The sequence below is a fragment of the Candidatus Pelagibacter bacterium nBUS_29 genome (assembly GCF_051200905.1).
Taxonomy (GTDB): Bacteria; Pseudomonadota; Alphaproteobacteria; order Pelagibacterales; family Pelagibacteraceae; genus Pelagibacter.
This window is the reverse complement of the sequence record NZ_CP172843.1, coordinates 1,287,379-1,301,006: the sequence shown is the minus strand read 5'-3', so window position 1 is coordinate 1,301,006 and position 13,628 is coordinate 1,287,379. Positions and strand designations below refer to the sequence as shown.

Annotated in this window: 17 protein-coding genes; 8 read left to right on the top strand and 9 right to left on the bottom strand. The window is 27.7% G+C overall.

The annotated features are described in order from the left end of the window. Window positions 1-211: 211 nt before the first annotated feature. From mnmE to hemE, 5 genes are all read right to left on the bottom strand, one after another. Window positions 212-1,447, bottom strand: a complete 1,236-nt coding sequence (gene mnmE, locus ACIJYA_RS06995; RefSeq protein WP_435088374.1) for a tRNA uridine-5-carboxymethylaminomethyl(34) synthesis GTPase MnmE — start codon at window positions 1,445-1,447, stop codon at window positions 212-214. A gap of 59 nt (window positions 1,448-1,506) precedes the next feature. Beyond that, window positions 1,507-2,775, bottom strand: coding sequence for a transcription termination factor Rho (gene rho, locus ACIJYA_RS06990; RefSeq protein ID WP_435088372.1), 1,269 nt, complete (start codon window positions 2,773-2,775; stop codon window positions 1,507-1,509). Window positions 2,776-2,838: 63 nt separating this feature from the next. Beyond that, entirely contained in the window at window positions 2,839-3,273 is a 435-nt protein-coding gene (gene hemJ / locus ACIJYA_RS06985) for a protoporphyrinogen oxidase HemJ (protein ID WP_435088370.1), read from the bottom strand. Then, on the bottom strand, window positions 3,266-4,300 hold the full coding sequence (gene hemH / locus ACIJYA_RS06980; RefSeq protein WP_435088369.1) for a ferrochelatase: 1,035 nt from the start codon (window positions 4,298-4,300) through the stop codon (window positions 3,266-3,268). The genes hemJ and hemH overlap by 8 nt, the downstream gene beginning before the upstream one ends. Further along, window positions 4,300-5,301: a uroporphyrinogen decarboxylase gene (gene hemE / locus ACIJYA_RS06975; protein WP_435088367.1), complete on the bottom strand. Its 1,002-nt coding sequence runs from the start codon at window positions 5,299-5,301 to the stop codon at window positions 4,300-4,302. Before hemE ends, hemH begins: the two co-directional genes overlap by 1 nt. 273 nt (window positions 5,302-5,574) lie before the next feature. On the opposite strand from hemE, the gene ACIJYA_RS06970 reads away from it, so the two are divergent. Genes ACIJYA_RS06970 through dnaQ form a run of 5 tightly spaced genes read left to right on the top strand, consistent with a single transcriptional unit; the run spans window position 5,575 to window position 8,998 of the window. After that, window positions 5,575-6,402 carry a pyruvate, water dikinase regulatory protein gene (locus ACIJYA_RS06970; RefSeq protein WP_435088365.1) on the top strand — a complete coding sequence of 276 codons (828 nt, stop codon included), beginning with the start codon at window positions 5,575-5,577 and terminating at the stop codon, window positions 6,400-6,402. Then, window positions 6,392-6,979, top strand: a complete 588-nt coding sequence (locus ACIJYA_RS06965; protein ID WP_435088364.1) for a Maf family protein — start codon at window positions 6,392-6,394, stop codon at window positions 6,977-6,979. The genes ACIJYA_RS06970 and ACIJYA_RS06965 overlap by 11 nt, the downstream gene beginning before the upstream one ends. Next, the gene (gene aroE, locus ACIJYA_RS06960; protein WP_435088362.1) at window positions 6,976-7,770 is read left to right on the top strand and encodes a shikimate dehydrogenase; all 795 of its coding nucleotides are present in this window, start codon (window positions 6,976-6,978) and stop codon (window positions 7,768-7,770) included. Before ACIJYA_RS06965 ends, aroE begins: the two co-directional genes overlap by 4 nt. Continuing rightward, window positions 7,767-8,336, top strand: coding sequence for a dephospho-CoA kinase (coaE, locus tag ACIJYA_RS06955; RefSeq protein ID WP_435088360.1), 570 nt, complete (start codon window positions 7,767-7,769; stop codon window positions 8,334-8,336). The genes aroE and coaE overlap by 4 nt, the downstream gene beginning before the upstream one ends. After that, window positions 8,336-8,998: a DNA polymerase III subunit epsilon gene (dnaQ, locus tag ACIJYA_RS06950; RefSeq protein ID WP_435088359.1), complete on the top strand. Its 663-nt coding sequence runs from the start codon at window positions 8,336-8,338 to the stop codon at window positions 8,996-8,998. The genes coaE and dnaQ overlap by 1 nt, the downstream gene beginning before the upstream one ends. Here dnaQ and ACIJYA_RS06945 read toward each other — a convergent pair. Further along, on the bottom strand, window positions 8,995-9,417 hold the full coding sequence (locus ACIJYA_RS06945) for a protein-export chaperone SecB (RefSeq protein ID WP_435088357.1): 423 nt from the start codon (window positions 9,415-9,417) through the stop codon (window positions 8,995-8,997). The genes dnaQ and ACIJYA_RS06945 overlap by 4 nt on opposite strands. Beyond that, window positions 9,407-9,829, bottom strand: coding sequence for an FxsA family protein (locus ACIJYA_RS06940; RefSeq protein ID WP_435088356.1), 423 nt, complete (start codon window positions 9,827-9,829; stop codon window positions 9,407-9,409). The genes ACIJYA_RS06945 and ACIJYA_RS06940 overlap by 11 nt, the downstream gene beginning before the upstream one ends. A 59-nt stretch (window positions 9,830-9,888) precedes the next feature. Between ACIJYA_RS06940 and ACIJYA_RS06935 the strand changes: the two genes are divergently transcribed. The 3 genes from ACIJYA_RS06935 to ACIJYA_RS06925 are packed head-to-tail and all read left to right on the top strand — an operon-like array spanning window position 9,889 to window position 11,714. Further along, entirely contained in the window at window positions 9,889-10,485 is a 597-nt protein-coding gene (locus tag ACIJYA_RS06935; protein ID WP_435088354.1) for a Tim44/TimA family putative adaptor protein, read from the top strand. Further along, on the top strand, window positions 10,486-10,899 hold the full coding sequence (locus ACIJYA_RS06930; protein ID WP_435088352.1) for a Smr/MutS family protein: 414 nt from the start codon (window positions 10,486-10,488) through the stop codon (window positions 10,897-10,899). Further along, window positions 10,896-11,714 carry a sulfotransferase domain-containing protein gene (locus tag ACIJYA_RS06925; RefSeq protein WP_435088350.1) on the top strand — a complete coding sequence of 273 codons (819 nt, stop codon included), beginning with the start codon at window positions 10,896-10,898 and terminating at the stop codon, window positions 11,712-11,714. Before ACIJYA_RS06930 ends, ACIJYA_RS06925 begins: the two co-directional genes overlap by 4 nt. Before the next feature lie 5 nt (window positions 11,715-11,719). On the opposite strand, the gene hslU is transcribed toward ACIJYA_RS06925, so the two are convergent. After that, window positions 11,720-13,093, bottom strand: a complete 1,374-nt coding sequence (gene hslU / locus ACIJYA_RS06920) for an ATP-dependent protease ATPase subunit HslU (RefSeq protein WP_435088348.1) — start codon at window positions 13,091-13,093, stop codon at window positions 11,720-11,722. Next, window positions 13,093-13,608, bottom strand: coding sequence for an ATP-dependent protease subunit HslV (gene hslV, locus ACIJYA_RS06915; protein WP_023649225.1), 516 nt, complete (start codon window positions 13,606-13,608; stop codon window positions 13,093-13,095). Before hslV ends, hslU begins: the two co-directional genes overlap by 1 nt. Window positions 13,609-13,628: the final 20 nt, after the last annotated feature.

Below are 13,628 nucleotides of genomic sequence, written 5' to 3'. Positions count from 1 at the left end.
AGTTAAATTTATAGCTGATTATTATATTTACAAGGCACGTATAGTTTTGCTTAAATAAGCTCTAATTATCAACGTTTTTTAATTAAAAAAAGCTTAAAAACATGGAAAATGGGGTATTATTTACCTATACAGAAATCGTTGAAAATACTGCCTAAAATCTCCTCAACATCAACTTTTCCAACAATCATACCAAGATGCCTGGTAGCTAACCTTATATCTTCTGTGGCTTTATCAAAATCTTCAACTTTTTTTTTTTATTAAAATTTTTTAGATGCTCTAAGCATTGTTCAAGATGTTGTCTATGTCGTTCTCTGGTAATTAAAATATCATCACTTGTTATAAATTTATTTTTTAAATTATTTTTTATTTTTAAAATTAATTCATCAATGTTTAAATTCTCTTTAATTGAAATTAATACATGATTTAATTTTTTGATCTCTGGATTAATATCTCCCTTTAAAAGATCTGATTTATTTATTACTAAGATTGCATTTTCATCTAATAAACCCTTCAAAACCTCATTAAAATTAAGGTTTTTAGCATCAACAACTACCAACTTTAAATCGGCTTCTTCTGCTCTATTTAAAGATAATTTAATACCTTTCTTTTCGATTTCATTTTTAGATTCTCTTATCCCGGCAGTATCAGAAACAATTACTGGATACCCATCTATGTTTAGATGTGTTTCAATTACATCTCTTGTTGTTCCTGCAATCTCTGAAACTATTGCAACATCTCTATTTGAAAGATGATTTAAAAGACTAGATTTACCTGCATTGGTAGGTCCAAGAATTGCTATTTTAAAACCTTCTCTAATTCTTTCTCCAACTTTTTGATCATTTAAAATTTTTTCAATATTTATCAAAACATCATCAGAACTTTTTTTAATTTCTTCTAAAATATCATTTGGTAAATCCTCATCTGGAAAATCTATCTTAGCTTCAACATGAGATAAAATTTTTAAAAGTTTTTCTCTTAAAAAATTAAATTGATCAGCTGATTTTCCATTCATTATTTTTATCGCTTGCTGTCTTTGAATTTCAGTTTCAGAGGAAATTAAATCTGCAATACTCTCAGCTTTAAGTAAATTTATTTTTCCATTTTGGAATGCAAGTTTTGTAAACTCACCTGGCTCCGCCAGACGACAATTTTCAACATTTGAGATAGAGGAGTGTAAAGCATCAATTACAGCTTTACTTCCATGTACTTGTATTTCAGCCATATCTTCACCTGTGTAGCTCTCAGGCCCAGGAAACCATAGTATTATGCCCTCATCAATTAGCTCAGAAGTGTTGATTTTGTTGATTTTTCTGAGAGTTGCTACTCTTGGTTTTGGAACTTTTTTGCCAGTTAGTAATTCAATTGCTTTAGAGGTTTCTTGACCTGAAATTCTTATAACAGCAATACCAGATAATCCAGGTCCACTTGATAAAGCATAAATTGTCATTCGAAGATTATAGCTTCAATTCGAGGTGCCTGTAAAACTTTAATTGTAATAATTAATTGTTATGCTGGCTTATTCATTGAGTTAAAAAACTCAGCATTATTTTTTGTATCTTTTAATTTTGAATTGATAAATTCAATTGCATCCATTGTTCCCATTGGTGCAATAATTCTTCTAAGAACATTCATTTTTTGGAGATCATTTTTATCAAATAATAATTCTTCTCTTCTAGTTCCAGATTTTGTTATGTCAATTGCAGGATAAATTCTTTTATCAGCTATTTTTCTATCAAGAACAGTTTCACTATTTCCTGTTCCTTTAAATTCTTCAAAAATTACTTCGTCCATTCTACTTCCAGTATCAATCAATGCAGTTGAGATAATTGTTAATGAACCACCTTCTTCAATATTTCTTGCAGCCCCAAAAAATCTTTTGGGTCTTTGAAGCGCATTAGCATCTACACCACCAGTTAAAACTTTTCCAGAACTTGGAATAACAGCATTATAAGCTCTTCCCAATCTTGTGATTGAGTCTAATAATATAACAACATCTTTTTTATGTTCTGTTAATCTTTTTGCTTTTTCAATAACCATTTCAGCAACAGCAACATGCCGTTGAGCTGGTTCATCAAATGTAGAACTAATAACTTCACCCTTTACTGTTCTTTGCATATCTGTAACTTCCTCTGGTCTTTCATCAATCAACAAAACCATCAAATAACTTTTTGGGTAATTTTTAGCAATTGAGTTTGCAATACTTTGTAGTATCATTGTTTTACCAGCCTTAGGTGGTGAAATAATGATAGATCTTTGTCCTTTTCCAATTGGGCTTACAAGATCGATTAATCTGGGTGTTAAATCTGGTTTTTTTTCTACTTTTGTTGTCTCAATTTCCATAACCATTTGTTGATCTGGATAAAGTGGTGTTAAGTTATCAAATGCAATTTTATGTCTCGCTTTTTCTGGTTCTTCAAAATTAATTTTGCTAACTTGAAGTAATGCAAAATATCTTTCACCTTCTTTAGGGGCTCTAACTGGTCCTTCAACAGTGTCTCCTGTTCTTAAACCAAACTTTCTAATTTGACTTGGGCTAACATAAATATCATCTGGTCCTGGTAAATAGTTTGACTCCATCGCTCTTAAAAAACCAAATCCATCTTGTAATAATTGTAAAACACCAGCACCTGTTATTTCCTCTTTTTCTGCAACTTTTTTTAAAATTGCAAAAAGAATTTCTTGTTTTCTCAATGTGCTCGCGTTCTCAATACCCAGCTCTTCAGCTTGCGTAATAAGTTGTTCAGATGATTTTAATTTTAACTCTTGGATGTTCATGATTTAAATTTTTAGGACTATAGAGATTAGATTAATATATATACTATAATTGTAATTTCAACCCTAGATTGGCTTAAAAATAACAAGAAATACTACTAAAATAAGCACCACCGTTGGAAATTCATTAATTGCTCTAAAGAATTTTGAAGATTTATTGTTAGATTTATTTTTTAAAGATAAAAGGCATTTACCAAGATAATCATTATAAGCTGACAATAAAATAACTAGGACTATTTTAATTTGCATCCATAATTGAGAAAATATTTCTATTCCATTTAGGTAGATTAAGATTAAACCAAAAATCCAAGTGAAAATCATTGCGGGACGCATTATGTAATAGAAAAGTTTTTTTTCCATTACTTCAAAGATATCAGTCACTTCTTTTTTTTCTTTATTCTCGACATGATAAACAAAAATTCTTGGGAGATACAATAGACCAGCCATCCATGAAATAACAGCTATTAAGTGTAAGCTTTTAAATATTAAATAACTATTCATAATTTAAACACGGACATTTAACAAATTTGTTTGGGCATTGTGTTTTTGGAGGAAAAAGTTTTCCATTAAAATTATAATCCTGTTTTTTAATAATTAAATCAGACATGGCTTTTATATAATTTTCATTAGTACCTAAAGCCGGAACTCTTGTATAATTTTTACATCCATTTTTATCTGCCAATTCTTTATATTCTATATCTAATTCAACTAGTGTTTCTGAGTGTTCAGATACAAATGCTATAGGGACTAAGACAATATGTTTGCCTATTCTTGAGTTTTCTATAATAATATCTTCTGTGGATGGACCAATCCATTTTAAAGGACCAACGCGACTTTGATAACTTAATATCCAATCTAAATTTTCAATATTTATAGATTTAACAATTTTACCAACTGATTGCTCTACTTGCCATTGATAGGGATCACCTTTTTTTATATTTTTTTCTGGCAAACCGTGTGCAGAAAATATTAGCTTAAAATTTTCTAAATTATTAATTTTTTTTAATATTTCTTCCTTATGTGCCAAAACAAAATTATGATCTGTAGGATAACAACAAATTGTACTTGTTTTAATTTTGACATTATTCTTTTTACAAATATATTTCCATTCATTAATTGAAGACCCTGATGTTGCCGCAGAATATTGTGGGTATAATGGCATTAATATAATTTCATCTGGATTAAAGCTTTTTACGTGTTTTACAATTTCCTCTGCTCTAGGGTGCCAACATCTCATTACTATAAAACACTTATACTCTGAATTTTGATCATCATTATTAAGTTTTGCCTCAAGGGCTTTTGATTGATCCTCTGTTAATTTTAAAATTGGTGATGATCCGCCAAGTTCTTGGTATATCTTTATTGCTGTTGGTGCTCTTCTGTTAGAAATTAACTTGGCTAGAGGATATCTAAAAATAGTAGGTAAATTTAGTATTGCAGGATCATTAAATAAATTAAACAAGAATGGCTTAACGTTTTCTAATTTATCAGGCCCTCCTAAATTAAAAAGAATTACAGCTTTTTTCATTAATAATTTTTTACAATGTTAACCAAGTACTCAAACATATTGGGATCCGTTTCGGGCAAGACACCATGTCCTAAATTAAAAATATATGGATGATCTTTAAAAATATCTAAATATTTTGTTGCTTCTTTTTTTAACGTTTCTTTATCAGTAAGTAATATTTTGGGGTCAAGCCCACCTTGAATTGGAATTTTTATATCCTTTAAAATTTTTTTTGGGTCAATATTATAATCAATACCAACTGCATCTGGTTTAACAATATCGCAAAATTCTTTGTAATTTTTAATTTCTCTAGGAAAACAAATAACAGGTATGTTTAAAGATTTAACATAATTCACCAAGTTTAGGGTGGGTGCATAAATATAGTTAGGTATATCCTTTTCTTCCAATAAACCCGCCCAACTATCAAATATTTGTATTATATTTGCGCCATTATCGATTTGATTTTTAATATGTATTTTTAGAAATTTTTCTAAAATCAATAAAATTCTGTTTATTAAAAAGTTGTCTTTAAAAAAATTTTCTTTTAAATTTTTTTTGGGTGATTGTTGATTAATCATATAAACTAGTAAAGTCCAGGGAGCTCCCACAAAGCCAATTGTATTTTTATTCTTTACCAGATCATTTGTACTTACTTTATTAATGGCTTTATAAACTGGATAAATTTTCTGAACAAAATCAACTTCGTCTAATTTAAACATTTCATCAATATTAACTTTGCCTAATTTAGGTCCATAACCTTTTTCAAGCTCAACTTTTTGATTTAAACCATAAGGAAGCATTAAAATATCAGAAAAGATTATTGCAGCATCTAAATTAAATCTCTTTAAAGGCTGTAAAGTAATCTCTGATGATAGATTTTCATTTAAACATAAATTTATAAAGTTTGGATTTAATTTTCTTATCTCTCTAAATTCAGGTAGGTATCTTCCAGCTTGCCTCATTATCCAAATAGGATTGGTTTTTGTTTCTTTATTTATTATTACTTTGTGTAGAGGGGTCATATTAAAATAGTTATATATAATTATTGTATTAGTATTATGATTTGTGAATAGTGATGATAAGTTCTTTTTAACATTTTATTAACAACTTAATAACAGTTAATAATTAATACTATTGTTAAAATTGAAGCTTTTTATATGTTTATTCAATATATTGTATAATTTCATCTATAAATTTATTAATGTTAATAAAACCCTTATTTTACAATAATAATTAACCAATAATTAAATTGAGTAATTTTATTAAAACAATACAAATTTATTAACAATTTATTCATGAGTAATACATACGAAATTTATTTAATATCAGACTCGACCGGTGAGACATTGGATCGAATTTTTTTAGCTTTAAAAGCTCAATTTAAAAACATTGAATACAAAGTACATTCTTATTCTTTTACAAGAACAGAAAATCAAATTCTCAAAATTTTAGAAGATGCAAAAAAAAATGAAAATTCAGTAATTCTTTATACAATAGTTGATAATAACCTAGCCAAATATTTGGCCAATGTAAGTAATGAAAAAAAAATTCCTTGTTTTGGTGTCCTGGGAAATTTAATTTTAAATTTTTCCAAAATTCTTAATCAAAAAGCGTCGCACGAACCCAGTGGGCAGCACGCTCTTAATGATGAATATTATGAAAGAATAGAAGCCATACAATTTACAATGAGTCATGATGATGGGAATTTAGTTAATGACATAGAAAAATCAGATATAATTTTAGTTGGTGTGAGCAGAACAAGCAAAACACCAACATCAATTTATCTTGCAAACAAAGGCCTTAAAACATCGAATATACCACTTGTAAACGAAAATTCTTTACCAAAAAAATTAAGAGATAACCCACAGCTAACCTGTGTGGTAGGCTTGAATACTGAGCCAGAACGTTTGGTTGATCTAAGAAAAAACAGGATGAATTCTTTAAAAGAAACTGAAAATGTGAAATATACAGATATAGAAAATATTAAAAAAGAGATTGCAGACGCAAAAAAAACATTTCAAAAATATAGATGGCCATCAATTGATGTTACAAGAAAATCTGTTGAAGAAACGGCCGCATCAATAATAAAAATACATGAAATATATTTAAATAATGTTAAATAAAATTATTCTTGCATCTAAAAGCAAGGTTAGGAAAGAAATACTAGATAGAAATAATTTACGCTGTGAAGTTATACCGTCAAATGTAGATGAAGAATTCGTAAAAGAAAGCCTTATAAGCGAACAAGCATCTCCAGAAGTTATCTCAAAAAATTTAGCCGAATTAAAGGCTAACAAAGTTAGTTTAAATCAAAAAGAAAGAATGGTTTTGGGGGCAGATAGTGTAATAGATTTAGATGGTGAGCTAATATCTAAACCTGAGAGTAGAGAAGAGGCTTTAATTATACTAAAAAAACTTAATGGAAAAAAACATAAATTAATAAGCTCTGTCTGTATTTCAAGAAACGGTTCAATGATATGGAATTATACTGATAAAGCCGAATTAATAATGAAAAATTTTTCAGAAGAAGGTTTAAAAATTTATTTATCTAAAATTTCAGATGAAACTTTGTACGCTTATAACGTGTACCAAATAGAAAGTGATGGGAGACATTTATTTTCAAGCATTATTGGAGATGAAGACACAATAATGGGACTACCTGTTCTAAAAATTAAGGAGTATTTAAAAAACCACCAATGAAAAAGTTTTTAGTAATAGGAAATCCTATTGAACATTCCTTGTCCCCCAAATTACATAATTATTGGATAAAAAAAAATTGTATCGATGCAGTTTATGAAAAACAAAAATTAAATGAAGATCAATTAGAACAGCTTATTTTGCAAGTTAAAAAAAAAGAAATTAATGGTATTAATGTTACGGTACCATTTAAAAAAGCTATTATTCCCTTTTTAGATGAATTAAGCATCGAAGCTAAGAGCACACAATCAGTTAACACCATTTATTTAGAAGACAATAAGGTGATGGGCCATAATACCGATATAGTTGGCTTTGAAACTAGTATTAAAAAATCAAAATATAATCTTATTAACAAAGAGATTTTGATTTTAGGAGCTGGGGGAGTGGTTCCATCAATAATTTTTGCTTTAAATCAAATGAAAGTTTCTAAAATTAAAATAAGCAATAGAACAAAAGTGAGAGCAGATAATTTAAAAAAGCTTTTTAAAAATATAGAAATAATAAAATGGGGTGAGAAATCAAATTTTGATATGATTATTAATGCAACAAGCCTGGGTTTAAAAAAAGAAGATAATTTAAATCTTGATTTTTCTACTATTTCTGGAAACAAATTTTTTTATGATGTTATTTATAACCCCAGCGAAACCAATTTTTTAAAAATCGGAAAAGAATTGGGCAACAAAACTTTAAATGGTAAATTAATGTTTATTTATCAGGCTCTTTCATCATTTAATATTTGGCATAAACAAAAGCCTGAGATAAACGAAAATGTTATTAAACTTTTAGATAAATGATTAGAATTGGTATTTTGGGTGAGATAGGGTCTGGTAAGAGTTATGTGGCTCGAAGTTTTGGCTACCCAGTTTTTAATGCTGATTATGAAGTTGCCAAATTATATCAAAAAAATAAAGATGTGTTCAATAAGTTAAAAAGAAAATTACCAAAATATATTTATTCATTTCCAATAGAAAAAATAGAAATTTCTAATGCAATTTTATCTAATAAAAATAATTTAAATAAAATAATTAAAATTGTTCATATAGAAATAAGAAAAAAAATGAACAATTTTTTAAAAAAAAATAAAAATAAGAAAATTGTTATTTTAGACATACCACTATTATTAGAAAATAAAATTAATAAAAAAAAAGATATATTGGTTTATGTGCAATCTAAGAAATCATCTATTTTAAAAAAATTAAGAAAAAGAAAAAATTTTAATCAAAAACTTTTAAAAAAATTTAAAACTATTCAATATTCAACTACTTATAAAAAGAAAATATCTCACTTTGTTATTAAAAATAACTTTACTAAGAAATCTGTTAATGATGGTATAAACAATATTTTAAGGAAAATTACTTAATGAAAGAAATAGTTTTAGATACAGAAACGACAGGCATATCGACAAAAGAGGGACATAGAATTGTAGAAATTGGCTGTATTGAACTTGAAAATTTGATACCAACGAAAAATAAATTTCATTGTTATTTAAATCCAGAAAGAAAAGTTTCAGAAAAGGCACTAGAGGTTCATGGATACACAGACGAATTCTTAGCTACACAAAAAAAATTTAGTGAAATTGGTGAGCAATTTCTTGAATTTATAGAAGACAAAACACTAATCATACATAATGCTGTTTTTGATTTAGGTCACCTAAATAATGAATTGGCTATACTGGGAAAAAATAAAATAGCCAATGAAATTGTCGACACTTTAATTTTAGCAAGAGACAAATTTCCTGGATCACCAGTTAGTTTAGATGCTCTTTGTAAAAGATATAGAATTGATAATTCAAAAAGAACTCAACATACTGCATTAATTGACTGTGATCTCTTAGCAAAAGTTTATATTAACTTGTTAGATCAAAAAGAACCCACATTAAATTTTCAAAATGAAGAAACAAAGCTTAATCAAAAAAATAATATTTCTATAAATTATTTTAAAAAAATTATTTCACCAACTGATGAAGAATTAAAAAAACATAAAGAGTATTTAAAAAATAACCTTAAAAAAAATTTTTTTTAATTTAATCTTTGATCATAAAGTTGTTCAAAATCAATTTTTTTTTCAAATTTAACGTTTGGATATCCCGAATTGTGTAATAAATTTAAAAATGATTTTTCTAATTCAGGATAAATTTCAATTTGAACATCACAAAGTATTATCTTTTCAAGATCTTTTTTTTCTTTAATTTCATCATTTATTTTTACTATAGTTGAGTACTTCATTTCAAAAAAAGATTTTTTTTTATTTTCCTGTTTATCCTCAAACTTTAAAATTGTATTTATTTCAATCATTTTATTTTTTAATGCTTTAGAATTAATATCAATGTTTAGTTGGTATTTTGAAATATAATCTCTAACAAATATATAAGTTTCCACATCAGGTGTTTCACTAGACATATCTTTTATATATTTTCCTAAAATTTTAAATTTATCTGTCATTTTCATCCTCTATATCTTCAAAATCTCCCTCTATAAAATTATTTCTTTCAGTTTCTTCCCTCGTTTTAAATTTTTTAAAAAATTTTTTTAAAAAAAAGTGACGCGTTATAGGAAGCAAAATTAAAAAACCAAAAATATCTGTAGCAAATCCTGGAATAATTAAAAGAAGAGCGGCGAATGCAATTGCAGCTCCTGAAATTATTTCATATTTTGGTGTTTGATTCTTGCTTATTTGTGTAAACCCAGATCTTAAAATGTTCAAACCCTCATATTTTGCATAGTAAATCCCAACAATAGCAGTGATAAATATCAGTAAAATTGTCGTAATAGCACCGATTTGAGAGCCAATTTTTATAAAAAGAAATATTTCAATGACTGGGATTAAAATAATTAACAGTAAAATTGAGTTCATTTGTCCTCAATCTAAATTGCTAGTTGAAATTAATCAACATAGTAATTACTATATTATCAATGAATTATAGTTTTGAATATATCGATATCATTCTTCTTGCAATGATAGCAGGTTTTATTTTTTTAAGATTAAGGGGTATCCTTGGAAAAAGAACTGGTTTTGAAGGAAAAGCCCCACCCCAATTTGATAAGATTTTAAAAGAAGCAGTTATTAAGCAAACTCCAAAAGAAACTGATGTTTTTGATGAAAAGGCACAAAAAGAATTTTTAAAAGGTGCAAGAATTGCCTATGAGACTATTATTACAGACTTTAGCGATAACGATAACAAAATAACTACCAGTAAGCCTTTGTTGAATAAAGATATTTATAACCAGTTTAATGAGGCATTAAAGGAAAGAAGTTCTAGAGATCATCACGCAGAAATTACCTTTATAGGTATAAATTCAGCAGTTATTAAGGAACACAAGAAAGTAGATAAGATTTTAAATGTAACTGTGGATTTTATAGCTGAAGTAATTACATGTATTAAAGATAAAAATAAAAAAATAATATCTGGAGACCCTGAAAAAATTAAAAAGATTTATGACACTTGGGTATTTTCCAGAGACACCACCTCAGTTAACCCTAATTGGCAACTAGTTAGCACCCTAACTTAATTGACAAAAAAAATTTCAGATAAAGATAAAAAAGATTGGGAAAAATTTATTTCTAGGAATGATAAACTCCCCAATAAAGATTTAAAACGTAAAAAAGAAAACTATTATATAACAAAATCAATAGATTTACATGGGTATACTCTTGAAGAAGCAAATAAATCTATTCAAGACTTAATTAACAAATCCCACGAAGAAAGTATCAATAAATTAATAGTTGTTACTGGAAAAGGTCTTCATTCCAATAATGAAAAAGACCCCTATGTTTCAAAGGATTTTAGTATTTTGAAACATTCAGTTCCTGAGTTTATAAAAAAAAATATTGAGTTAATGAAAAAAATTTCTGAAATAAAAGGTGCGAAAATTGAAGATGGAGGAGATGGTGCTTTTTATATATATTTAAAAAGAAAAAAATGATTATTTGGTTAGCATCATATCCTAAAAGTGGAAATACCATGTTAAGATCAATGTTATCAGCATACTTATTTTCTAATGATGGGATATTTAATTTTGAACTATTATATAATATTAAACAATTTCCAAATGATAGTTTTCTTAAAAAATTAGGAATTAAAGACGGAGATATTAATTCTATTATTAAAAACTCTATTAAAGCTCAAGAGTTATTTAATAATAAAAATTCAATTGGTTTTGTTAAAACACACAACATGTTATTTAATTTTGAAAAAAAGTATCCCTTTACTAATTTTGATCATTCTCTTGGTGCTATATATATTGTAAGAGATCCAAGAAATCTTGTACTTTCCTACGCTCGACACTTGGATAGACCAATTGAAGAGATTGTAAAATTTGTTACTTTAGGTAAGGGAAATAAAAATGATCTTATGGGCAATTGGGCAGAAAATTATTCAAGTTGGAAAGCCTTTGAAAAACATAATAAATATTTATTAATTAAATATGAAGATTTGATTGAAAATCCAAAAAAAAACTTAGTTAAAATAATCGAATTTATTTTTTCATTAACTAATAGAAAATTAATATTAAACATGAATAAGATAAAAAATGTAATTGAGACTACAACTTTAGATAATTTAAAAAATTTAGAAAAAAATAATAATTTTCAAGAAAGTGTAAAAGATAATGCGGGCAAAAAGATAAATTTTTTTGATCAAGGTGGACAAAGAAATTGGTCAAAATCTTTAAATAAAAACCTTATTGACCAGATTGAAAAGAGTTTTAAACGAGAAATGGTTGAACTAGGATATATATAATTAGATTATAAAATAAACTTTGATAGATCGGTATCTTTGATTAAATTATCAAGATTTTTATTTATATAATCTTTATTTATAATAATTTTTTCACCAGACCGGTCAGTAGCCGTAAAGCTAATATCATCTAAGATTTTCTCTATTATTGTGTGTAATCTTCTTGCTCCAATATTTTCAACAGTTGTGTTTACTTCTGATGCAATATTTGCAATTGTATCAATTCCATCATCTGAAAATTCAAGTTCAACATTCTCAGTTTTCAATAAAGCAACATACTGTTTAATTAAACTAAAGTCTGGCTCCCTTAAGATCCTTTTAAAATCATCGCTAGTCAATGCTTCTAGCTCAACTCTTATAGGTAGACGACCTTGAAGTTCAGGAAGTAGATCAGATGGTTTTGCAAGTTGAAAAGCTCCTGATGCAATAAATAAAATATGATCTGTTTTAATTGGACCATGTTTAGTATTAACTGTAGTACCCTCAATCAAAGGTAATAAATCTCTTTGGACACCCTCACGAGAAACATCTCCTCCAACTCTATCTGTTCTTGCAGAAATTTTATCTATTTCATCTAAGAAAACTATTCCATTATTTTCAGTTGATAATTTTGCAGCTTTTACAATTTTATCTTGTTCAATTAATTTATCCGACTCATCATTGATTAAAATATCGTGAGACTCTTTTACAGTCATTTTCTTCTTCTTCTCTTTATTTCCCATTGATTTGCCAATCATTTCACCAATGTTAATCATTCCAACATTAGCACCAGGCATGCCAGGAATTTCAAAAGAAGTATTATTTGATCCACTATCACTTACAGCAATCTCAATTTCATTATCATCAAGATCACCATTCCTAAGTCTTTTTCTAAAACTTTCTCTAGTTGCTAAACTAGCCTTTTTACCAACTAATGCATCTAATACTTTTTCTTCAGCAGATTTTTGAGCCTGAGCGTGAACTTCTTTTCTCATTTTGATTTTTTCCATGCCAATAGCTATCTCAATCAAATCTCTTACTATTTGCTCAACATCTCTTCCAACATATCCCACTTCAGTAAATCTTGTAGCTTCAACTTTCACAAATGGTGCTTCCGCAAGTTTAGATAGTCTTCTAGAAATCTCAGTTTTACCAACACCAGTTGGCCCAATCATTAAAATATTTTTTGGTAAAACTTCATTTTTCATTTCACCTTTAAGCGCTTGTCTTCGCCATCTATTTCTTAATGCAATAGCGACAGCTTTTTTTGCTTTATTTTGTCCTACAACGAACCTATCTAGTTCAGACACTATTTCTCTAGGAGATAGTGAGCTTACTAGAGAATTTTCTTCTTTAGTGTTTTTATCTTTAGGAACTAACGGAGTTACGTTTGAATTTTCCATTAAATTTTTAAAACCTTAATATTATCATTTGTAAAAACACAAATTTCAGAAGCAACTTTGATTGCTTTCTTTGCGATTTCTTCCGCACTTTTGTCTGTTTCCATCAAAACTTTTCCAGCAGCTAAAGCATAGTTTCCACCTGAGCCAATTCCGATTACATCACCTTCAGGTTCTAAAACATCTCCAGTTCCAGAAATAATATAACTGTTGTCTTTGTCGCCTATGGCCATCAGTGCTTCTAATCTTCTAAGATATTTGTCTGTTCGCCAATCTTTGGCCAATTCAACAGCTGCTCTTGATAAGTTTCCTGCATGTTTTTCAATTTTAGCCTCTAATCTTTCAAATAATGTAAGTGCATCAGCAGTTGATCCTGCAAAACCTGCTACCACATCTCTTTTTTCAATTTTTCTAATTTTTGAAGCAGTACTTTTAACTACAGTATTTCCCATACTGACCTGTCCGTCACCAGCTACTACTACTTCATTATTTTTTCTTACTAGTACAATCGTTGTCATGCTTAATAAATGGTAACTAT